The organism is Sphingomonas sp. R1 (assembly GCF_025960285.1).
Lineage (GTDB): Bacteria > Pseudomonadota > Alphaproteobacteria > Sphingomonadales > Sphingomonadaceae > Sphingomonas.
Map to the genome: position 1 here is coordinate 978399 of NZ_CP110111.1, position 20257 is coordinate 998655.

General features: G+C 68.1%; 19 protein-coding genes. 9 read left to right on the top strand and 10 right to left on the bottom strand.

Annotated features, from left to right (window positions below):
• Positions 1–2: 2 nt before the first annotated feature.
• Positions 3–320: a hypothetical protein gene (locus OIM94_RS04705; protein ID WP_264608945.1), complete on the top strand. Its 318-nt coding sequence runs from the start codon at positions 3–5 to the stop codon at positions 318–320.
• Between the two features lie 38 nt (positions 321–358).
• Here the strand turns inward: OIM94_RS04705 and OIM94_RS04710 are convergent, their stop codons facing one another.
• Positions 359–724 carry a hypothetical protein gene (locus OIM94_RS04710; protein ID WP_264608946.1) on the bottom strand — a complete coding sequence of 122 codons (366 nt, stop codon included), beginning with the start codon at positions 722–724 and terminating at the stop codon, positions 359–361.
• Positions 725–1035: 311 nt separating this feature from the next.
• On the opposite strand from OIM94_RS04710, the gene OIM94_RS04715 reads away from it, so the two are divergent.
• Both OIM94_RS04715 and OIM94_RS04720 read left to right on the top strand, forming a co-directional pair.
• Positions 1036–2526, top strand: coding sequence for a DUF885 domain-containing protein (locus tag OIM94_RS04715; RefSeq protein ID WP_264608947.1), 1491 nt, complete (start codon positions 1036–1038; stop codon positions 2524–2526).
• 92 nt (positions 2527–2618) lie between these two features.
• On the top strand, positions 2619–2894 hold the full coding sequence (locus tag OIM94_RS04720) for a hypothetical protein (RefSeq protein WP_264608948.1): 276 nt from the start codon (positions 2619–2621) through the stop codon (positions 2892–2894).
• Between the two features lie 4 nt (positions 2895–2898).
• Here OIM94_RS04720 and OIM94_RS04725 read toward each other — a convergent pair whose 3' ends face one another.
• From OIM94_RS04725 to OIM94_RS04750, 6 genes are all read right to left on the bottom strand, one after another.
• Positions 2899–4320 (bottom strand): sensor histidine kinase, encoded by a 1422-nt coding sequence (locus OIM94_RS04725; RefSeq protein WP_264608949.1) that lies wholly within the window; start codon positions 4318–4320, stop codon positions 2899–2901.
• Positions 4317–5381, bottom strand: coding sequence for a DUF2336 domain-containing protein (locus tag OIM94_RS04730; RefSeq protein WP_264608950.1), 1065 nt, complete (start codon positions 5379–5381; stop codon positions 4317–4319). The genes OIM94_RS04725 and OIM94_RS04730 overlap by 4 nt, the downstream gene beginning before the upstream one ends.
• A gap of 34 nt (positions 5382–5415) precedes the next feature.
• Positions 5416–6609, bottom strand: a complete 1194-nt coding sequence (locus tag OIM94_RS04735; RefSeq protein WP_264608951.1) for a hypothetical protein — start codon at positions 6607–6609, stop codon at positions 5416–5418.
• A gap of 11 nt (positions 6610–6620) precedes the next feature.
• Positions 6621–7817, bottom strand: a complete 1197-nt coding sequence (locus OIM94_RS04740; RefSeq protein WP_264608952.1) for a DUF1343 domain-containing protein — start codon at positions 7815–7817, stop codon at positions 6621–6623.
• Between the two features lies 1 nt (position 7818).
• A complete protein-coding gene (locus tag OIM94_RS04745; protein ID WP_264608953.1) occupies positions 7819–8343 on the bottom strand; it encodes a DOMON-like domain-containing protein in 525 nt (174 codons plus the stop codon).
• A gap of 68 nt (positions 8344–8411) precedes the next feature.
• Complete coding sequence (locus OIM94_RS04750) at positions 8412–9200, bottom strand: hypothetical protein (protein ID WP_264608954.1); 789 nt, start codon at positions 9198–9200, stop codon at positions 8412–8414.
• A gap of 119 nt (positions 9201–9319) precedes the next feature.
• Here OIM94_RS04750 and OIM94_RS04755 point away from each other — a divergent pair, with 119 nt between their 5' ends.
• The 3 genes from OIM94_RS04755 (at position 9320) to OIM94_RS04765 (ending at position 11721) form a co-directional block, all read left to right on the top strand.
• The gene (locus OIM94_RS04755) at positions 9320–10036 is read left to right on the top strand and encodes an MgtC/SapB family protein (RefSeq protein ID WP_264608955.1); all 717 of its coding nucleotides are present in this window, start codon (positions 9320–9322) and stop codon (positions 10034–10036) included.
• Between the two features lie 49 nt (positions 10037–10085).
• On the top strand, positions 10086–11315 hold the full coding sequence (gene tyrS / locus OIM94_RS04760) for a tyrosine--tRNA ligase (RefSeq protein WP_264608956.1): 1230 nt from the start codon (positions 10086–10088) through the stop codon (positions 11313–11315).
• A gap of 85 nt (positions 11316–11400) precedes the next feature.
• Positions 11401–11721 carry a PilZ domain-containing protein gene (locus tag OIM94_RS04765; RefSeq protein ID WP_264608957.1) on the top strand — a complete coding sequence of 107 codons (321 nt, stop codon included), beginning with the start codon at positions 11401–11403 and terminating at the stop codon, positions 11719–11721.
• Here OIM94_RS04765 and recG read toward each other — a convergent pair whose 3' ends face one another.
• Positions 11722–13785, bottom strand: a complete 2064-nt coding sequence (recG, locus tag OIM94_RS04770) for an ATP-dependent DNA helicase RecG (protein WP_264608958.1) — start codon at positions 13783–13785, stop codon at positions 11722–11724. It abuts the gene before it with no gap.
• A 40-nt stretch (positions 13786–13825) separates the two neighbouring features.
• A complete protein-coding gene (locus OIM94_RS04775; protein ID WP_264608959.1) occupies positions 13826–14068 on the bottom strand; it encodes a hypothetical protein in 243 nt (80 codons plus the stop codon).
• A 190-nt stretch (positions 14069–14258) separates the two neighbouring features.
• On the opposite strand from OIM94_RS04775, the gene OIM94_RS04780 reads away from it, so the two are divergent.
• Positions 14259–14525 carry a succinate dehydrogenase assembly factor 2 gene (locus OIM94_RS04780; RefSeq protein WP_264608960.1) on the top strand — a complete coding sequence of 89 codons (267 nt, stop codon included), beginning with the start codon at positions 14259–14261 and terminating at the stop codon, positions 14523–14525.
• Positions 14526–14607: 82 nt separating this feature from the next.
• Entirely contained in the window at positions 14608–18081 is a 3474-nt protein-coding gene (gene mfd, locus OIM94_RS04785; protein ID WP_264608961.1) for a transcription-repair coupling factor, read from the top strand.
• Between the two features lie 7 nt (positions 18082–18088).
• On the opposite strand, the gene OIM94_RS04790 is transcribed toward mfd, so the two are convergent.
• Positions 18089–18499, bottom strand: a complete 411-nt coding sequence (locus tag OIM94_RS04790; protein ID WP_264608962.1) for a DUF4440 domain-containing protein — start codon at positions 18497–18499, stop codon at positions 18089–18091.
• 291 nt (positions 18500–18790) lie between these two features.
• Here OIM94_RS04790 and OIM94_RS04795 point away from each other — a divergent pair, with 291 nt between their 5' ends.
• Positions 18791–20257 carry a methyl-accepting chemotaxis protein gene (locus OIM94_RS04795; protein ID WP_264609833.1) on the top strand — a complete coding sequence of 489 codons (1467 nt, stop codon included), beginning with the start codon at positions 18791–18793 and terminating at the stop codon, positions 20255–20257.

The following is a 20257-nucleotide window of genomic DNA, read 5'->3' on the forward strand; positions in this document are numbered from 1 at the left end:
ATATGAAACTGCGTGTGTTCGCGATCCTGGTCGGCACCGGCCTCGCTCTTGCCGCCTGCGGGAGCAAGGAAGAAGGCCCCGACGCGCCGGACGCCAACGTCACCGAAATCACCGTTCCGGAGACCCCGGCGGATATGAACGTGTCGACAGAAGAGCCGGCTGCCGCCGAGCCGGTGAACGCCGCACCGGCGCCGGAGCCCGTCGCCACGCCCACGCCGTTCAGCGACCGGGAGCAGACCGAGGCCGACGCCGCAGCCACCGGCATGACCTCGCGCATCGATCGCAATGCAGAGGGCGAGAGCCAGGAAAAGAAGCAGTAAGCGAAACTATTCGCGGCGGGCGCCCTGCCCGCCGCGGTTCAGGCGACGGCCTTGCCGCGAACCTGTGCTAGCACCAGTTGCAGCTGCGCGAACGAGAAACCGGCGGCGTGGAAGCCGGCAATCTCGTCCTGCGGAATGGCATCGCCCTTGTGCCAGGCATGGACCGCAAGCCGGCGCAATGCCTCCAGCCGCGGATCGGCGAGACGCGGGCTGGCACGATCACCGCCGAAGAAGATGGCGAGCAGCTTGGACCAGCGGCCGGGTGCTTCGAGCGAGGCGAGACGGTCCCGCTGCGCGATGCCGACAACCTGCCACTCCAGCGCGGAGAGGCTCGCGCCGATCTCATGCGGGGTCGGAGCAGCTACCGTCTCGTTGCGGAAGTCGGAAAGATCGAGATACGCCATCACCTGCACTCCCTGTACGCAGGCGGATGCAGGCCTCCCCCGGCTGCACCCATGCGTGCGCAGCACTGGCCTTTCCGCCAATTGTTCCACCTTGTCCGCCTTGACCGCCGAGTCCCCAAACCCTGTGGCCGCATGCGAGAATGCCGGTATAGCCCGGTCCCCTGAACCTGCGCTTTCACTATGCGCAGATCGTTTCGGTATGCTCCGCTATTTAGGCCAGGCTTCCGCAACGTCAAGCAGAAATCGTACTGCCTAGTACTCTTTTTGAATCGATCTCGAAACCAGCCGCCGCATCCCGCATAGTGGACTGCATGATCGCTCTTTCCCGACGTTCGATGCTGGCCGGTACCGCCGCTGCGCTCGCGCTTCCCCGCATCGGTCTGGCGGAGGAACACGGCGAGCTGCAGCGCCTGCGCGCGGCGCTCGATGACGCGGCGGAGGACCGCGCGGCGGGGCTTGAACGGCTGGCAAGGTTCGACGCGGCCCAGCTACCCGCAAGCGCGCGACTCGACCTGCTTGCTGCGCGGTCGGGGCTGACGGTCGATCTTGCGCTGGCACGGCGCTTTCCGTTCGGACGTGCCGGGCGCAGCCCCTATCTGGTTACGCCCAACAGCGGCGCCTGGTTCAGGCCGGATTCGTCTGCAGCGGCGATCGAGAACGAGACGCGGCGCCTCGCCGACGAGGCGCGCAGCGGCATCCTGCTGCCGCAGCATCTCCTCGCGCGCACCCTCGCTGCCGTCGAGGCTGCAGCACGGGTTGCCACCGGCCCCCGCGCCGCAGCGCTCAGCGCGCTGATGACGGCGCTGCGCAGCCAGACGGCAAAGGCACCCCCGCCTGGCGTGTCGCACCTTCCCGGCGGCACGGACTATTTCGTCTTGCTGCTCCGGCGAAGCGCGGGCGACGACATCGACCCGGCACAACTGCGGCGACGGCTGGAAGCCGAGGAGGCGCGAACGCTTGCCCAAGCCGAGCGGCTGTTCCACCAGATCGGCATGCGCAAGGGCAGCGTGGGCGAACGCTACGCCACGCTGTGGCGCGCCCCGCGCTGGCTTTACACGGACGACGATGCCGGGCGAGACCGCGCCATAGCCGACATGAACCAGATGCTCGATGCTGCGCTGCCGCGCCTGCGGGCTTGGTTCGGGCCCCTGCCCGCTGCGGCGCTGCAGGTGCGAGCCGCCCGCATGCCGCCGGCTGAGGCAGCGGCGGGCAAACAGGGCTACCGGATGCTGCCGGAAGGAGCACGCCCGGGTCGCTACGTCGCCGACCTGAAGGACATTCGCCGGCGTCCGCGCTGGACGCTTGCCGCGGTGGTGCACCACGAACTGCTCCCCGGCCATATGGTGCAGCTGCCGCTCGAGGCGCTCGCCGCTCCGCACCCGCTCAGGATCGAATATGCCCAGGCGTTCGTGGAAGGCTGGGCGATCTACGCCGAACAGCTGGCTGCCGCCAACGGCGTCTATCGTGGCGACCCGTACGGCGCCCTCGGCTATTGCCACTGGCGCCTGTTCCGCATCGAGCGCGCTCTGGCGGATCTGGGTATCCATCTCGGTGGGTGGAGTCTCGACAAGACGCTCGATCGATGGCGCAATACGCTGGGAGAGCCGGCCTATTTCGCCCCGTTCGCCACCGACCTGGATCGCATCGTCCTCGAGCCGGCCGTTCGCGCAGGCGAAGCCGCGGCATGGCTCGCGATCGAGGATCGGGCGCGCCGGCAGCGTCTTCAGTCGTTCCACCACGCACTGCTGGCCCACGGGCGCGTGCGGACCGACCAGATGCGCGACCCGCTCGACGCCGCATGATGTCCAGATGAACCGCGGCCTACGAAGCGGTTCAGCCTCGCGAAGCAACGACTCAGGTACGCCTCTCGCATCGACATCGAGAGGACAGGTCCATGAAACTGTTTCAACTTCTTGCCATCGCCGGGTTCGCCGCCACTGGTCTTGCTGGAGCAACCTCGGCACAGGCGCAGGACTGGCGGTATCGGGATCGCCACGAGCAACGCTATGATCGCTACGATCGCTATGACCGGCACGATCGCTGGGATCGTCATCACCGCTGGGACCGCGATCGCCGGCCTGGCTGGGATCGCGGCTATGGCTATCGTGGTCGCCCCAATTGCTGGGAAGAGTGGCGCTATGGCCGCCCGGTTCGGGTCTGCCGTCGCTGAGCCATCAGGGAGCGCCCGTCGGAGGAGACGGGCGCTCCACCTCCTCCCGCAGCGGCAGCGTCAGCAGGAACCGCGCGCCCTGCCCGGGTGCGCTGTCGACGGCCAGGTCGCCACCCATCGCCCGGGCCAGCCGCCTGGCAATATAGAGGCCAAGGCCGCTGCCACCCGCTTCGGCGGGATCGACCCGCACGAACTTGTCGAAAATGCGCGCATGGTCGCTCGCGGCGATGCCTTTGCCCTGATCCGCGACGATCACACAGCCACGATCGCCCTCACGCTCGGCCCGCACCCGGATCACGGTGCCAGCGGGGCTGTAGCGAATGGCGTTGCCGATCAGATTGACCAGGATCTGCAGTGTACGTCGGAACTCGGCGCGCACCGGCAGCATCGCATCGGCCGCAGGCCGCTCGATCCGCACCTTGGCGTCGGCAGCACGGATCGCCAGCAGGCCCGCCGCCCGGCGCGCCGCATCGGCGAGGTCAATGGCCTCGGGCACGGTCGTGAAATCCTCCCGGTCGATCGCCTGCAGCTCGACCAGATCCTCCACCAGCCCCAGCAAATGCCGCCCGGCGACCGCGATGTCCGCCGCGTAGCCGGCATAATCGCCTCGGATCGGGCCTTCGGTCTGCGCGCCGATTGCCTCGGCATTGGCAATGATGCGGGCGAGCGGGGCGCGCAGTGCGCGCTCGAGCCGCTGGCCAAACCCGCGCGGAAAGCCACTGGTGGACGCGTGCGGCGGCCGCGCGTGCGCCGCCGGCGACTCCTCCCGGTCTATCGGCTGCGCTGCGCCGACAAACCCCGCGAACCCGCCCGCAGCATCGCTGCGCGGAGCGGCTTCCAGCCGGACCGTCTGTCCCGTGCCGCGAATCTCGGCGCGCTGCCCGTCGAACCGCGCCCGCGCCGCCACCGCCGAGTGGATCGGCAGATGGCCGGCCTCGTCGCGGGCAAGCGCGAACAGGCGTGTGAGCGGCTGGCCGAGCATCGTGCGCACATCAACGCCGTGGCGCTCCGCCACCTCGGGAGCCAGAAACGTCAGCCGCAGCGCCGCGTCAGTTTCCCACAGCCACGCAGTCGCAGCCTGTAGAAAGTCGCGGTCGCGATCCGCCGACATGGCCGCCTGCCAGGGCGGCCGCGACTGCCAGCCGCTCACCTCCAGCCGCACGCCGCCGCGATCGGGCCCGGCCCGCACCCACAGGTCGAGCTCTCCATCGCCATCGGCGGCGACGACCGCGCGCGAGATCGCGATGCCAAGGCGGTACGCCAGCTGCGCGATCGCAGCGATCCCCGGCAGCGCCAGCGGTGCGCCGATATCCCCGCCGGCGCGATCGTTCAGCGCGCGCAGCGGCGGCTCCGCGTCGATCAGCCGCCCGCGGGGATCGAGGCGTGCGACCGCAAGCGGAACCACCGGATCGAGCGACGACGTCACCAGCTTGATCGCCCAGCAATCGCGCCGCGTGCCTGGCGATAGTCTGGATCCAGCCGCAGCCAGGCGAGTAGGTCGCGCCCAAAGGCCGCATCCACCGTGTCGAGCGCGTCGATCGCATCCGCCAACGCAGGCAGATCGCGCGTTGGATCGGCCGCGCACAGCAGAAATGCGATCTGCGCGATGGCCTCGCGCTCGATTTCCAGCGCGTGCAGCACGAGCAGCAGCCGCTCCGCGCCGGGATCGAGCACCAGATCGCGCGCGTCTGCATGGGCGATGCCGGCGTGGTGCGCGATCAGCGCCAGGAACAGCGACATGCGACGATCCTGCAGTGCCTCGATCAGCAGCGCGGGCAGTTCGCGAGCCGTCGGTGCGATCGCTGCCACCAGGGCAGCCGCGACGGCAGCCGGCTGCGCACCTGCGCGCTCTTGTGCTTCGGCCATTTCGCGATGCACGGCGATGCACAGTGCCTCGTCCATTGCCACACCGGCCAGTGTTCCCGCTTGCTCGCGCATCGCGGATGCAACCCACCAAAGCAGGCGCACATGCAAGTGCGCGGGTAGTTGCCAGCGTCCCGCTTCAGGACGACGGGCCTCGCTTTCGGCGAACAGCAACGCCCGCGCCGCCTCGGCCATCGCCGCCGCCGGGTGTTCGGCAAGGCGGGTGAGCAGACTGGGCCGGTTCGGGTCGCGCGGGGCATGGTGGGGCAGCGCGGCGGCGAGTTGCTCCAGCCGCACCTGGGCGAGCAGCGGGGCGAGCAGCGCCGGGTCCGCCGCAAGACCGGCGGCGTGGAACAGCGGCAGGGTCGACCCCATGCCCGGAAACGCTCCGATCGCAAGGGCTTGCGACAAGCCTTGCTCCATCGATGCGAGCACCGCCTCCAACCGCGCAACGACCCCGCGCCGCGTCCGCTCGTCGAGGCGGAGCGCATCGGGGATCGCCAGGTCGCGTGCGGCCGCACGGCACAGGGCGTCCACGCGCGCCTCCGCCGCCGCGGCACGCGCGGCAAGGTCCACCGCGCCGATGGGGCTGCCACCGCGCGTATCGAAAGGGTCCCGCGCCATCGGCCCCGTCTAGACGACAGGGCTTAAGCCCAGCCTAAGACTTGTCGCGAAGGCCTTCGATTGCCGCGATTAAGGTGGCGAGCGCGTACAGCGCCATGGCCCCCAGCCCAAGCGCGGCATGCCCCAGCAGCGCAAAGGGCGCGAGGATCAACAACTGCGCCGCGGCATTGGCCCACCAGCGACGCCGCGGAACCGGCACCCGCTCGACGAGCAGCTGGAGGACAATGCCGGCGGCCGCCAGCAGCACCGGTACACCCGTGCCGATCGCGCGAAACTCGCGCCAGCCCAGCGCGGCGAGCAGCAGCGCGAAGAGCAGCAGCACCCCCAGCTCGATCTTGCGGGCACGCAGTTCCTCGCCGCGCAAGGCAGCGTGCGAGGCCGCGGTGGAAATGCCGAGCGTCGCGAGCAGCGCGGTCAGCGTTCCCACCCCTTCCCAGCCGGCGAGCACGGTGAGCAGCGCGGCAATCGACACGATCCCGCCGGCGACCAGGGGCGCCCAGTCCGGAATGTCGCGTGCCATCATCTGCGGAAGCACGAAGCGGGCGGCGCGGGTGAACACCCACCGGTCCGCCCACAAGGTGCGACGATCGCTGAGTGCCACCAGCACCGCCTGGTTGCGCGCCGCCAGGCCATCGCCACTCCGCTCGACCGCATGGCCGGCACGCGCCCAACCGGGCGCCAGCGGCACCTGAAGCGCGCCCGATTGCGCCGCGACCCGCAGCAGCGCCGACTGGAAATCATAATCCTCGGGCATGCTCGCGATATGGGCGAGGTGCCGTGTCTCGATACGGGCGATGCCTGCCCAGCAATGGCGCATGTCCAGCCGCTCGATCGCGGCTGGCGACTCGGCATCGTCGGTGACGAGGAGCGCGGGATGCGGCTCGGCTGCCATCCGTTCCATCACCGGATCGATCGTGACGAGCCCGTCTGCCAGCACCAGCACATCGGCCTCGCGCAGCACCTTTTCCGCGGCTTCCTCGGCCGAGCGGACGATATCGACCTTGAGCTGCCCGCGCCCCGCCCGCTCGATCGCCGCCAGGAACTGCGGGGTCACCTTGCCCACCGCGACCAGCACCTGCGAGGCACCGATGCCGGCGAGCAGACGGATCTGGTATTCCAGCAGGGTCATACCGCCGAACGGCAGGCTGGCGACCAGCGTGCCGGGCCGATCCTGTGCCTCCTCCACCGCGAAGATAAGGCCGCACAGCGCGCGTTCGGGTGCCACCATCATGCCCTCCATCAATAGAGCAGGTGCGGCTGGCGGGTCGCGATCCAGGCGGTCTCGTCCGGCAGCGTCATCGCATCGAGATCGCCTGGCGCGGCGCCCGCATCATCGACCCATGCCCGCAGGCCCGGGCCGCCGTTGATCACGTCGATCGCCAGCTTGTCGAATACATATTCGTACGGGAAATCGCGCCAGAGAGCATAGTCCGGGTACAGGGCACGGATCGCCTTGAAGCCCAGCGCCTGCACGCGCCACGGCCGGAACGCGGCATGGTCATAGCCGGGGCCCTCCGCATGGAAGAACACGCCGGCACAAAGCTGGCCGACATGCTTGTGGAAGGTCGGCTGGAACCACATGTCGCGCAAGCTGCAGCCGGCGAGCCATTCGGGCGCGAGCTTTCGCATCTCGGCGATGACGGCGCGCGCATCGATGTCGGGCGCGCCGAACAGCTCGAGCGGCCGGGTCGTGCCGCGGCCCTCCGACAGCATCGTCCCTTCCAGCATTACCGTGCCAGCATAGGCGCGCGCCATATTGACGTTGGCGGCGTTCGGGCTCGGGTTGATCCAGGGGCGCTCGCTCGGCCAGCCGAAGCCGGGCGCAGCCTCGGGCGCCCAGCCGGCCATCGCGATGACGCGGTAGTCGACCTCCAGACCGTAGTGCGCGATGAACCAGTGTCCGAGTTCGCCCAACGTCATGCCGTGGCGCATCGGCATCGGCCCCGCGCCAACGAAGCTTTCCCAGCCGGGCAACAGCGTGAGCCCTTCCACCGGCCTGCCCGCCGGGTTCGGGCGATCCAGCACCCACACCGCCTTGCCGTGCCTTGCCGCCGCTTCCAGCACGTAGAGCAGCGTGGTGACGAAGGTGTAGATGCGGCAGCCGACATCCTGGAGATCGACGAGCATGACATCGAACGTGTCCATCGACGCGTCGGTCGGGCGGCGGACTTCGCCATAGAGGCTGAACACCGGCATGCCATATTGCGGATCGGTGAAGTCCGGCGACTCCATCATGTTGTCCTGCAGGTCCCCGCGCACGCCGTGCTGTGGGCCGAACACCGCCGAGATGGTCACGCCGGCCGCGACCAGCGCGTCGAGGCTGTGGGTCAGATCCGCCGTGACCGAGGCGGGATGCGCAAGCAGGGCCACGCGCTTGTCCGCCAGCGGGGCGCGAAGATCCGGTTCGGCGAGAAGACGATCGATTCCGAAAAGCATGTCAGTCTGCTGGCGGCAGTTGGGCGACAAAGCAATCGGGATCGTGGAAATCGGGCGCATCTGCGCCATGTTGCAGCGCCCAATAGGATTTGGTGCCGTCCAGTTCCTCGATCACCGCGGTGATGCCGAGGCGTAGCGCACCTGCGCCGACACCAGGCAGGTGCACGGACAGGATCGTCGCCCCGCCCTCCTCCTCCAGACGGATCGCGGGCGGCGCGTGCATGGCAAGCGGCGCCATCCCTGCCCGAGGCGCGGTGAAGCGATAGGCCGCCCATTGTCCCGACGGCGAGAAATTGAACTCGCGATAGGCGCCGCCTGCGTCCGCTACGAACAGCTCGAGGCAGGTTGTTGCCCATAGGCCGTCGGTCCGCAGCGGGGCGGCAGAATCCGGGAGGTGCAGGGCACCATGCGCTCCTTCCACCCGATAGACGAGGTTGAGCGCAGCGGCGTCCCGCTCGATGGAGCAGGTCAGCGCGGTCATGGATGCCGCCGGACGGGCCGGATGCGGATAAAGGGACCATTCCATGTCCCCTTCCCTAGCGCCGCCCTATCGCCACGTCAGCCGTCGCGATGGCGCGGGACGGGCTTGGGTGCTCACCCTCCGGCTTTTGGAATCGCGGGCCCTGCCGCCGTCATCGGCTTGCCGAGTTCGTAGCGGGCGTCCCACGAATCCGCGGCATCGTCCGACAGCACGATCCCTTCCGCAGCGGCGCGCTCGGGCCCGGCACGGTGCGCGCCGCAGCCTTCCGCCTGGCAGTTCCACGCTTCCCCGCCATTGCCGACAACGTTGAGCGTGACGGTCCGATCGCGCGGCAGGAACGATGCGGCGGGTACCATCTGAAATCCTTCGCGCTCCTGCCGCATCGCGTGCAGGTTCCCCACCAGCACGAGGACTATGCCGTCCGTCCCGGCGTCGATCCGCTTCCACGACTCGGCCATCGCCGCATCGCGCGTACCCTGCTGCGGTAGCGCAACCACATCCGACGCTACGACGCCGCGAAGTCGGCCTGCCTGCTTGAGTACGCGCAATCGCTCGAACAGGCGCAGAAAGGCGACGCTGCCGCGGCCGTCCTGCATCTCGCCGTGCCAGATCGGCAGGGCGAGCAAGGCCGCCCGGGCACGCTCGGAACCATCCGACTGCAGCCAGGCGTCGATCGCCGCCTGCGCATCGGCGGGATATTCCAGCGCGACGGTGACGGGCCTGCCGCTGTCGCCGGCTAGGCAGGCCAGGTTGGCGAAGCCGTCGGGCGTCTCGTTCGTCCCGTGAAGCTCGCCCACGACGACATATCGAACCCCCGGCGCCCAGAGCCGTTCGGCGCCCGGCACGGTATGGCAGTCGGCGCTCCCCGCCATCGCCAGCGCAAAAAGGAATGACGAGATCATGTGACGTAGCCTCCCCTCTCGGGGTGAGGTTATGTCGTGTCGGACCTCTGCGCAACAGCCCGCGCACCTGGCGCAAAAGGCCATGGCAGCGAAACAAAACGGGCGTAGAGCGCGCGCCCATGAAGTTCCTGCACACCTTTCACCTCGCCGCCTATCTGGACACGCTGCTCAGTTATACGCTGGCGCTGGTGCTGGGCGCCGCGATCGGGGCCGAGCGGCAGTTCCGCCAGCGTACGGCGGGCCTGCGCACTAATGCGCTCGTCGCACTCGGCTCGGCCGCCTTCGTGGATCTTGCCCAGCGCATCGCCGGCGACCTCGAGGCGGTGCGGGTGATCTCCTATGTGGTCTCGGGTATCGGCTTTCTCGGTGCCGGCGTGATCATGAAGGAGGGAACGAACGTCCGCGGCCTCAACACCGCGGCGACGCTGTGGTGTTCGGCGGCCGTCGGCGCCTGCGCGGGCAGCGACATGGCGGCCGAAGCGGCGACCCTGGCCGTGTTCGTGATCGCCGGGAACACGCTGTTGCGGCCGATCGTCAATGCGATCAACCGGGTGCCGCTGGCGGGAGGTCAGATCGAGGCGCATTATTTCGTGACGATCACCACCATGCCCGCCGAAGTCGACCGGCTGCGCGACCTGCTGACCGATCATCTGGAACTGATGCGCTATCCCGTCGCCGAGATCGAGACGATCGAGCGCCCGGACGATCGCACCGAAGTACGCGCCCGGCTCGTCTCGACCGCCGCGCTCGATGCCGAGCTGGACAGCATCATCGCCCATCTTTCCAAGCGTCACGACATCCAGCATGCCAGTTGGGAGCTGCAGACACAGGACTGAGCCGCCGGGGATGACGCGAGGCCTCGCTTTGGCTATGCGCCCTCCCACCATGACCGACTACAGCTCCGATCTGCTCCGCCTGCTCGCCTCGCGCGGGTATATCCACCAGGTGACCGATGCCGGGGGCCTCGATGCACTCGCCGCCAAGCAGATCGTGCCGGGCTATATCGGCTTCGATCCCACCGCGCCCTCGCTCCACGTCGGCAGCCTGGTGCAGATCATGCTGCTGCGCCGCCTCCAGCAGGCGGGCCACAAGCCGATCGTGCTGATGGGCGGCGGCACCGGCAAGATCGGCGATCCGAGCTTCAAGGACGAAGCGCGCAAGATGCTGACGCTCGACACGATCAGCAGCAACATCGCCTCGATCAAGACAGTGTTCGAGAATTTCCTGTCCTTCGGTGACGGCCCCACCGACGCGGTGATGGTCGACAATGCCGACTGGCTCGACAAGCTCGAGTACATCCCGTTCCTGCGCGACATCGGCCGGCATTTCTCGATCAACCGCATGCTGAGCTTCGATTCGGTCAAGCTGCGGCTCGATCGCGAGCAGTCGCTGAGCTTCCTCGAATTCAACTACATGATCCTTCAGGGCTATGACTTCCTGGAGCTGTCGCGCCGTTCGGGTTGCCGCCTGCAGATGGGCGGATCGGACCAGTGGGGCAACATCGTCAACGGCATCGAGCTGTCGCGCCGCGTCGACGGCACCGAGGTCTATGGCGTGACCACCCCGCTGATCACCACCGCGGATGGCGGCAAGATGGGCAAGACCATGTCCGGCGCGGTTTGGCTCAACCCCGACCAGCTGCCGCACTACGACTATTGGCAGTTCTGGCGGAACACCGACGACCGCGACGTCGGCCGCTTCCTGCGGCTGTTCACCGACTTGCCGCTCGACGAGATCGCCCGGCTCGAGGCACTCGAAGGTGCCGAGATCAACGAGGCAAAGAAGATCCTCGCCAACGAAGCGACCGCCATGTGCCGCGGCCGCGCCGCCGCCGAGGACGCCGCTGAGACCGCGCGCAAGACCTTCGAGGAAGGTGCGGCCGGCGGCGCGCTGCCCACGCTGTCGGTGAGCGGCGGCAGCATCAGCGTGGTCGATGCGCTGGTCGGCCTGGGCTTCTGCGCGTCGAAGGGCGAAGCGCGGCGGCTGATCAAGGGCGGCGGCGCGCGCGTCGAAGGCGAGAAGATCGACGACGAGGCGGCGACCATCACCGTCTCGGGCGAGGTCCGCCTGTCCGCCGGCAAGAAGCATCACGGCCTGCTGACGCCGCAAGGCTGAGCCACATTTACCATCCCTCTTGCGCGCCCGTTTACTGCTTCAGGCTAAGACCGGGCGCGTACCTCCAGTATGGGTAGAGGGGCGTGTGAGCGTTACGGGTGCCAAGCTGGCAAGCGCCGATGATCGGCTGCTGCGCCGCGACGAGGTGGAATATCGCGCGCGCGCGGTGGGCCCGGACGTCGCGTCGCTCGCCTTTCTGATCGTCAACGTCTCGCCCCAGGGACTGATGGCGCGCTGCGGCGCATCGCTGGAACCTGGCGATCTCGTCCGCGTCCAGCTGCCGCTGCTCGGAGAAGTCGGTGCGGAGGTTCGCTGGGCGCTGGGCGGCCGGATCGGCTGCCAGTTCCTCCAGCCGATCGCCGCCGACGACTATCCGGGGCTGCTGGCCGCACTGCGCAGCCGGTAGTCAGCCTGCGCGGAGCAGGCCGACCGCCGCGTCCCGCTCGAACAGGTAGAGCGCCACCCGGGCCGCCTGCCCGCGGTCTCCCTTCAATCCGCCGTCCCGATCGACCAGCAGCCGTGCATCGCCGTTGGCCGCGGGCAGCAGCGCGCCCAGCATGTCGGGCTCTGCAAGCCGGAACTGCATGTCGCCCGACTGGCGCGTGCCGAGCAGTTCGCCCGCACCCCGCAGCCGCAGATCCTCCTCGGCGATGCGGAAGCCGTCATTGCTTTCGCGCATCAACGCCAGCCGTGCGCGCGCCGTTTCGCTGAGGTGATTGCCGCGGAGCAGCAGGCATACCGACCGCCCCCCGCCACGCCCGACGCGCCCGCGCAGCTGGTGCAGCTGGGCCAGGCCGAAGCGATCGGCATGCTCGATGACGATCAGCGTGGCGTTGGGCACGTCCACCCCCACCTCGATCACCGTCGTGGCCACCAGCACGCCGAGTTCGCCTGCCGAGAAGCGCGCCATCACGGCGTCCTTCTCCGGCCCCTTCATCCGACCATGGATCAACCCAACCTTGCCGCCGAAATGCGCCTGCAGCTCCGCCGCGCGCGCCTCTGCCGCGGCGAGGTCGCTCTTCTCGCTCTCCTCGACCAGCGGGCACACCCAATAGGCCTGCCCGCCACCCGCCAGATGCCGGCCCAGCCCACCGACGACTTCGCCCAGCCGCTCCTCGGAGATCACGCTGGTCTCGATCGGCTGTCGACCCGGCGGCATCTCGTCGAGCCGGCTGACATCCATCTCGCCATATTGGGCAAGGGTGAGCGTGCGCGGGATCGGCGTGGCGGTCATCACCAGCAGATGCGGCGGGCGTTCGGCCTTGGCCTGCAGCATCATCCGCTGGGCGACGCCGAAGCGGTGCTGCTCGTCCACCACCACGAGGCCGAGGTCCCGATAGGTCACGCCGTCCTGGAAGATCGCGTGGGTGCCGATCAGAATGTCGATCGTCCCTGCTGCCAACCCCATCAGGGTCGCCTCGCGAGCCTTGCCCTTGTCCCGTCCGGTGAGGATCGCGACGTTCACGCCGATCGGGCAGAGCGTGCGGCTGAGCGTCTCGAAATGCTGGCGGGCGAGGATCTCAGTCGGCGCCAGCAGCGCGCCCTGTGCTCCGGCCTCTGCCGCGATCAGCAGTGCCATCGTCGCCACCAAGGTCTTGCCCGAGCCGACATCGCCCTGCAGCATCCGCAACATCGGCTGGGTCTGCGCCATGTCGCCCTCGATTTCGGCGATGGTCCGGCTTTGCGCGCCCGTCGGGGCATAGGGAAGCTTCAGCCTGTCGCGCAGGCGACCATCGCCGGCAAGCGGCCGCCCGCGCTTGGCACGCGCCTCGCCGCGCACGAGCAGCAGCGCCAGCTGGTTGGCGAACACTTCGTCATAGGCAAGCCGTTCGCGCGCCTTGGCGTCGGCAGGGTCGGCATGGATGCGTGCAATCGCCTCGCGCCAATCGGGCCAGCCCTTCTGCGCCTTGAGGCTCGGCTCGACCCATTCCGGCAGATCGGGCGCGCGCTCGATCGCCTGCGCCGCGAGTGCCGCGATACGCTTCGAGGTGATGCCCTCCGAACAGGGATAAATGGCCTCGCGCCCGCCGACGCTCTCCACTTGGTCGAGCGGCAAGACATGGTCCGGATGGACCATCTGCAGCTCCTGTCCATAATGTTCGAGCTTGCCCGAGACCCAGCGCGGCTCGTTCAGCGGCAGCAGCTTCTTGGCCCAGCCCGAGCTGCCGCCGAAATAGACGAGGCTGACATGGTTCCCCTTTGCGTCCACCGCCTGGACGCGCGCCGGAGAGCGCGGGCCGCCGCCGAAGCGGTACTGCACGGGCGTCAGCGTGATCGCGATCACCTTGCCCGAATCCGCCATGTCGAGTTCGTCGCGCGGGAGTCGGTCGACGAATCCGGTCGGCAGGTGAAAGGCGACGTCGACCACCCGCGCCAGCCCTAGCTTTTCCATCGGTTTGGCCAGCGCCGGGCCGATGCCTTTCAGCGCAGTGACTTCGGCAAACAACGGGTTGAGCAGCTCGGGACGCATCGCCCCGCCCTATCGTGCGGCGGGGCGGCTGACAAATGCCTCAGGCGTTGAGGAAGATCGGGCTGTGGCTGGCAAGCGCTGCTTCGATTGCCTTCACCACTTCCGGAACCGAGGATCCGATGACGACTTCGTGATCCTTGCCGAACGAGATGACGCCGACATCCTCACCAGCCATGTTGATCGTGCTGACGGTACGGACGGCGGAAATGTTGACGAGCATCGGCTCTCCGTTGATCGACTTCAGCATCACGAAACGCAGCTTGTTGGTCACGGTGTCGGTCATCGTCCCTAGCCTTAGAAACCCCAAAGAGACTTGGGTGTAGCGCAGTTCGGTTAACAACCCGTCCAACGCCGGTCCCGGAAGAGCCCGCTGGCCTTTGCCCGCGCGGACACCTATCTGCGGCGAACGTGATCCACCAAGACCGGCCGCGCCTGGCGCGCTGCCGGTGTTTTGCCGTTCGAAAAGGCCAATCATGGATAGAGAAACCCGCCTCAAGCGCCTCCGCTTCCGCAGCTGGCATCGCGGCACCAAGGAAGCCGATCTGCTGATCGGTGGCTTTTTCGACCGGCATGGCGAACAGTGGGGCGAGACCGAGATCACGCTGTTCGAAACGCTGCTCGAGGAGCAGGACGTGGACATCATGGCCTGGGCGATGGGAACCGCGGAAGCGCCCGAACGCTATCGGGGCACGATTCTCGAAGCGCTCAAGACCCTGAATTACGTTCCGATTTCTGAGTGACCTGACCCGACGCGCGGTCCCGTCTCCCGATGTGGCGGCGGTGGTCGCGTGGACGCCCCGATCGCTCCCGACACGAGAAACCATGCCCGACCTGAAGACGATCCTTTCCGCGAAACACCCACTTACGCTCGCCGGCGTGCCGGCGGGCTTTCTGCCGTGGATGCTGGCCGATGTCGCCCGCGCCGCTCGCACGACCGTGTTCATCGCCGCCGACGAGGCCGGCATGCGCGCGATCGCGGGGACGGCGGCCTTCTTCGCGCCGGAACTGGACGTCCTCACCTACCCCGCCTGGGACTGCCTTCCCTATGACCGCGCGAGCCCCACGCTGCGGGTGATGGCCGAACGGCTGGCGACGCTCCACGCGCTGCAAGGCAAGAGCGAGGCGCCGCGCCTGCTCGTGACCACGGTCAACGCTGCCACCCAGCGCACCCTCACGCCCTTCCGCATCCGCCAGCTCGTCGCGCGGCTGGCGCCGGGCGAACGGATCGGGCTCGACAAGCTGGCAGCCCTTCTCCAGGCCAACGGCTATGTCCGCGTCGAGACGGTGAACGATCACGGCGAGTTCGCGGTACGTGGTGGGCTGGTCGATCTGTTCCCCAGCGGCGCCGAGCAGGCGCTGCGGCTGGATTTCTTCGGCGACGAGATCGAAAGCGTCCGCACCTTCGACCCGCAGGACCAGCGCACCACCGGCCGCGTCGACGGCTTCACCCTGTTGCCCGCCAGCGAGGCGCTGCTCGACGAGGAGAGCATCAAGCGCTTCCGCAGCGGCTATCGCGACCGCTTCGGTGCCACCGCGACAGGAGATCCGCTGTACCAGGCGATCAGCGAGGGCCGCCGCCTGGCCGGCATGGAACATTGGCTGCCGCTGTTCGAAGAGCGGATGGAAACATTGTTCGACCATCTGCCCGATCATGCCGTGATCGTCCGCGACAGCGGCGTGCCCGCGGCCGCCGAGCAGCGCTTCGAGGCGATCAAGGACTATCAGGACAACCGGATCAAGGCACAGTCGGCCGATCCCGGCAGCTACCGGCCGCTCAAGGCGGGCGACCTGTATCTGCTCGCCAAGGAGTGGCAGGGCAAGGTCGACGGGCTGCCGATGCACCTTGCGACAACCTTCCACGAACCCGAGTCGGATCGCGTCGTCGAGTTCGGCGTGGATGGTCCCCGGGATTTCGCGCCCGAGCGCGCTGCCGGCACCAATGTGTATGAGGCGGTCGTCGCCCACCTCAAGGGACTGCGCAAGGAGGGACGCAAGCCCGTCCTCGCCAGCTACTCCAATGGCGCGCGCGAACGGCTGAAGGGCCTGCTCGAGGATCACGGCCTCACCGGCGCGGTGCCGGTGGATGGCTGGCAGCCGGCGCTGGGTGTCGCCAACCCCAATGGCAGCGGACTGCAGGTCGCCCTGGTCGTGCTGCCTCTCGATCACGGCTTCACCGCGCCCGACGTGGCGGTGCTCACCGAGCAGGACATGCTCGGCGACCGGCTCGTCCGCCGTTCGAAGCGCCGCAAGAATACCGATGCCTTCCTCCAGGAGCTGGCGACGCTCTCGCCGGGCGATCTGGTCGTCCACCTCGACCACGGCATCGGCCGCTATGAGGGCCTGACCCAGATCCCGGTGCAGAAGGCGCCGCACGATTGCGTCGCGCTCGAATATGCCGGCGGCGACAAGCTCTACGTGCCGGTCGAGAATCTCGAGGTGCTGAGCCGCTACGGCTCGGGCGAGGAGGGCGCGACCCTCGACAGGCTGGGCGGCGAGGCGTGGCAGCGCCGCAAGGCGCGGATGAAGGAGCGGATCCGCGAGATCGCGGGCGAGCTCATCGCCACCGCCGCGCTGCGTGCCACCCGCGGCGCCGACATCGCTGAGCCCGATCATGGCGGCTACCCGGCCTTTGTCGACCGCTTCCCCTATGAGGAAACCGACGATCAGGACCGCGCGATCGGCGACGTGCTGTCGGACCTCGGCGCCGGCCGCCCGATGGACCGGCTGGTCGTGGGCGATGTGGGCTTCGGCAAGACCGAGGTGGCGCTGCGTGCCGCCTTCGTCGCGGCGATGGCCGGCATGCAGGTGGCGGTCGTGTGCCCCACCACCCTGCTCGCCCGCCAGCATTACAACAACTTCAAGGCGCGGTTCGAAGGCTTCCCGCTGGAAATCGGCCGCCTCTCCCGCCTCGTCACAGCGACCGAGACCAAGAAGGTCAAGGAAGGCCTCGCCGCCGGTACGATCGACGTGGTGGTGGGCACCCATGCGGTGCTGTCCAAGACGATCGACTTCAAGCGGCTCGGCCTCGTCATCGTCGACGAGGAACAGCGATTCGGCGTGACTCACAAGGAGCGGCTGAAGGCGCTCAAGACGGACGTCCACGTGCTCACCCTCACCGCCACGCCGATCCCGCGCACGCTGCAGATGGCGATGAGCGGCTTGCGCGAACTTTCGGTCATCCAGACCCCGCCGGTCGATCGTCTGGCGGTGCGCACCTATGTGATGCCGTGGGATCCGGTCGTCCTGCGCGAGGCGCTGCTCCGCGAGCATTATCGCGGCGGTCAGAGCTATTTCGTCACGCCGCGCATCGCCGACCTGCCCGAGATCGAGGAGTTCCTGCGCAGCGAGGTGCCCGAAATCCGCTATGTCGTCGCGCATGGCCAGATGGCGCCGACCGAAGTCGAGGAGCGGATGTCCGCCTTTTACGACAAAAAGTTCGAGGTGCTGGTCTCGACCACCATCGTCGAAAGCGGGCTCGACATTCCCAGCGCGAACACGCTGATCATCAATCGCGCCGACAAGTTCGGCCTTGCGCAGCTCTACCAGTTGCGCGGCCGCGTCGGCCGCTCGAAGACACGCGCCTACGCCTATATGACCACCCCGCCCGAGCGGCAGATGACCGAGGCGGCGGAGAAGCGGCTCAAGGTCCTTTCCGACCTCGAGAGCCTGGGTGCAGGCTTCCAGCTGGCCAGCCACGATCTCGACATCCGCGGCGCCGGCAATCTGCTGGGGGACGAACAGTCGGGCCACATCAAGGAAGTCGGCTACGAACTCTACCAGTCGATGCTGGAAGAGGCGATCCTGGAAGCCAAGTCCGGGGGCCTGCGCGACGATGCGCGGCCGAAGGACCTGTCGCCGCAGATCACGGTCGATGCGCCGATCATGATCCCCGAGGATTACGTGCCCGATCTCGATCTGCGCATGGGCCTCTACCGCCGCCTCAACGAGGTGGAGGAAACCGACGGCATCGAAAGCTTCGCTGCGGAGCTGATCGACCGCTTCGGCAAGCTGCCCGAGCCGACCGAGAACCTGCTGCGCCTGATCGAGACCAAGCTCAACGCCAAGCGCGCCTGCATCGCCAAGCTGGACCTGGGACCCAAGGGCGCGCTGGTCACCTTCCACAACGACCAGTTCCCCAATCCCGAGGGGCTGATCGCCTATGTCGAAAAGCTGGGCGAAACCGCCCGTCTGCGGCCCGACATGAAGCTCGTCATCAACCGCGCCTGGGCGAACCCGGCGGCGCGGCTGCACGGCGCGCTGCAGCTGTCGCGGGGGCTCGCCAAGGCGGCGGGCTGATCGCGCCTCAGCTGCTATGATCCGCGATGATCTTCCAGCCCCCGGCCTCGTGGTGGAACACGACGCTGGTGGGGCCGGAGGCGGTGTGCCCGTCCGGATAGCTTAGCGTGTATCGCCCGATGTACAGCGCATAGCCACGGCCAAGCGGTCGATAGTCCAGCCGCTCGATCGTCAGCACGCCGCGCTTCGCTGGATCGTCGAAGCTGTACCTGGTCTGATACCGCGCCTTCATCGCCGGCTTGCCACGCACCAGGCCTTCGCCTGCGACAAAGCTCGTCTCGGGCGCGTCCGAATATACTTCGAGAAAGCGATCGACCTGCCCGGCGTTCCAGCCCGTAATGCTTTGTGCCATCGCCGCGTCGATCGCCGTGGCCTCCGATGCTTGCGCTGCAACCAGCGCCCCGATCATCCACAACATCGCACCAATCCCTCCCATCCTTGACCCAACACCGGCGATGACCGGCGTATTGGGATAGTTCCGCATTCGCGTTCGCGCGAGCAAACGTATTCATTTACCAAGTTCGCCGGATCTGTCCGCGGCCACGACATTTCAGGCACTTTTGCAGGGGCGATCCAGGCATCCACAGGAATTTTACTTAGCCACCCCACCTGTCCCTGGGGACATACTATGATGCTTAAGAACCGGTAGCCGCGTGCGACGCGACCGCCGCAACAGGTGTAGCAAAAGGATCACCCCGTGCCAGACCAGATGACGTCGCGGCTCACCTTCATGGAGATGGACGAGCGCCAGCGCGACGCGCTGCGGGCCACTCAGCCATGGGTCGAAGCCACGCTGGGGAATGCGCTCGATCAATTCTATGCCCGCGCCTCCGCGACGCCGGACACCGCCCGCTTCTTCCGCGATCAGGCGCATATGAGCCGCGCCAAGGCGGCGCAGCAGAAGCATTGGGCGCGCATTGCCGCCGCCGATTTCAGCCAGGACTATCACGCCAGTGCCCGGCGGATCGGGGCGACCCACGCGCATATCGGTCTCGAGCCGCGCTGGTATGTCGGCAGCTATGCCATCGTGCTGCAGCACCTCATCGCCGGCGTGCATCGGCTGAACAGCCCCTTCCGTCGCCTGCTGCGCCTGTTCCGCGGCCCCAGCACCGAGAAGGCGACCGTCGCCCTGGTCAAGGCAGCGCTGCTCGACATGGAAGTCTCGCTCTCCATCTATTTCGAGGAAGCGCAGGCCGAGCGTGATGCCGCGATCGCCTCGTTCGAGACGGCCCTGGGCGCGCTTGCCGAGGGCGACCTGACCAACGAACTGAGCGGCCTGCCGAGCAGCTTTGCTGCGCTTGAGACCAGCTACAACCGGACGCTCACCCGCATCCGCGAGATGATCGCGGCGGTCGGCGATGGCACGATGCGGATCCGCTCGGGCATCGGCGAGATCTCGCAGGCGGCGGAGGATCTGTCGCGCCGCACCCAGGGGAACGCGGCGAGCCTCGAGCAGACAACCGCTGCCGTCACGCAGATGGAAGGCCGTTTCCGTTCGACGGCCGAGGCTGCCAAGCACACCGTGACCCGCGCCGATCAGGCGATCTCCACCGTCGGCCAGGGCCGCGGCATCGTCGACGAGGCCGTGCAGGCGATGGGCCGCGTCTCGGAGGCCGCCAAGGGCACCGACAGCGTCATCGAGGGCCTCGACAAGATCGCCTTCCAGACGCGCGTGCTCGCGATGAACGCCGCGGTCGAGGCGGGCCGTGCGGGGGAAGCGGGTCGGGGCTTTGCGGTCGTCGCCGACCTCGTTTCCGCGCTGGCCATGCGCGCCGAGGAAGAAGCGGGCCGCGCCCGCGAACAGCTGACCATGACGCAAGCCGAGATCGTCACCGCGGTGGATGCGGTACAGAAGGTGGACGGCGCGCTGGCCAACATCTCCGGCGACGTCAGCCAGGTCCATGATCTGCTCGGCAGCATGGCGAGCGACAATGGCGCCCAGTCGACCGCGATCAGCGAAATCTCGCACGCGATCGGCGACATGGACCGGGCCACGCAGCAAAACGCCGCGATGGTGGAGGAAACCTCCGCCGCCGCGCAGAACCTCGCCCAGGAAGTGACTGAGCTGGCCAATCTGGCGGCGCAGTTCCGCACCGAGAAGGCGGGCGCCCGCTTTGGCGGCTATCGGCCGCTGCCGGCGGCGGCGGTGCCCGCGCTCACCCGGCCGGACCTCTGA

Coding starts and splice junctions, on each gene's coding strand:
- OIM94_RS04705 (WP_264608945.1), top strand. CDS start 3: ATGAAACTGCGTGTGTTCGCGATCCTGGTCGGCACCGGCCTCGCTCTT.
- OIM94_RS04710 (WP_264608946.1), bottom strand. CDS start 724: ATGGCGTATCTCGATCTTTCCGACTTCCGCAACGAGACGGTAGCTGCT.
- OIM94_RS04715 (WP_264608947.1), top strand. CDS start 1,036: ATGATCGCTCTTTCCCGACGTTCGATGCTGGCCGGTACCGCCGCTGCG.
- OIM94_RS04720 (WP_264608948.1), top strand. CDS start 2,619: ATGAAACTGTTTCAACTTCTTGCCATCGCCGGGTTCGCCGCCACTGGT.
- OIM94_RS04730 (WP_264608950.1), bottom strand. CDS start 5,381: ATGGCGCGGGACCCTTTCGATACGCGCGGTGGCAGCCCCATCGGCGCG.
- OIM94_RS04735 (WP_264608951.1), bottom strand. CDS start 6,609: ATGGTGGCACCCGAACGCGCGCTGTGCGGCCTTATCTTCGCGGTGGAG.
- OIM94_RS04740 (WP_264608952.1), bottom strand. CDS start 7,817: ATGCTTTTCGGAATCGATCGTCTTCTCGCCGAACCGGATCTTCGCGCC.
- OIM94_RS04745 (WP_264608953.1), bottom strand. CDS start 8,343: ATGGAATGGTCCCTTTATCCGCATCCGGCCCGTCCGGCGGCATCCATG.
- OIM94_RS04750 (WP_264608954.1), bottom strand. CDS start 9,200: ATGATCTCGTCATTCCTTTTTGCGCTGGCGATGGCGGGGAGCGCCGAC.
- OIM94_RS04755 (WP_264608955.1), top strand. CDS start 9,320: ATGAAGTTCCTGCACACCTTTCACCTCGCCGCCTATCTGGACACGCTG.
- tyrS (WP_264608956.1), top strand. CDS start 10,086: ATGACCGACTACAGCTCCGATCTGCTCCGCCTGCTCGCCTCGCGCGGG.
- recG (WP_264608958.1), bottom strand. CDS start 13,785: ATGCGTCCCGAGCTGCTCAACCCGTTGTTTGCCGAAGTCACTGCGCTG.
- OIM94_RS04775 (WP_264608959.1), bottom strand. CDS start 14,068: ATGACCGACACCGTGACCAACAAGCTGCGTTTCGTGATGCTGAAGTCG.
- OIM94_RS04780 (WP_264608960.1), top strand. CDS start 14,259: ATGGATAGAGAAACCCGCCTCAAGCGCCTCCGCTTCCGCAGCTGGCAT.
- mfd (WP_264608961.1), top strand. CDS start 14,608: ATGCCCGACCTGAAGACGATCCTTTCCGCGAAACACCCACTTACGCTC.
- OIM94_RS04790 (WP_264608962.1), bottom strand. CDS start 18,499: ATGTTGTGGATGATCGGGGCGCTGGTTGCAGCGCAAGCATCGGAGGCC.
- OIM94_RS04795 (WP_264609833.1), top strand. CDS start 18,791: ATGACGTCGCGGCTCACCTTCATGGAGATGGACGAGCGCCAGCGCGAC.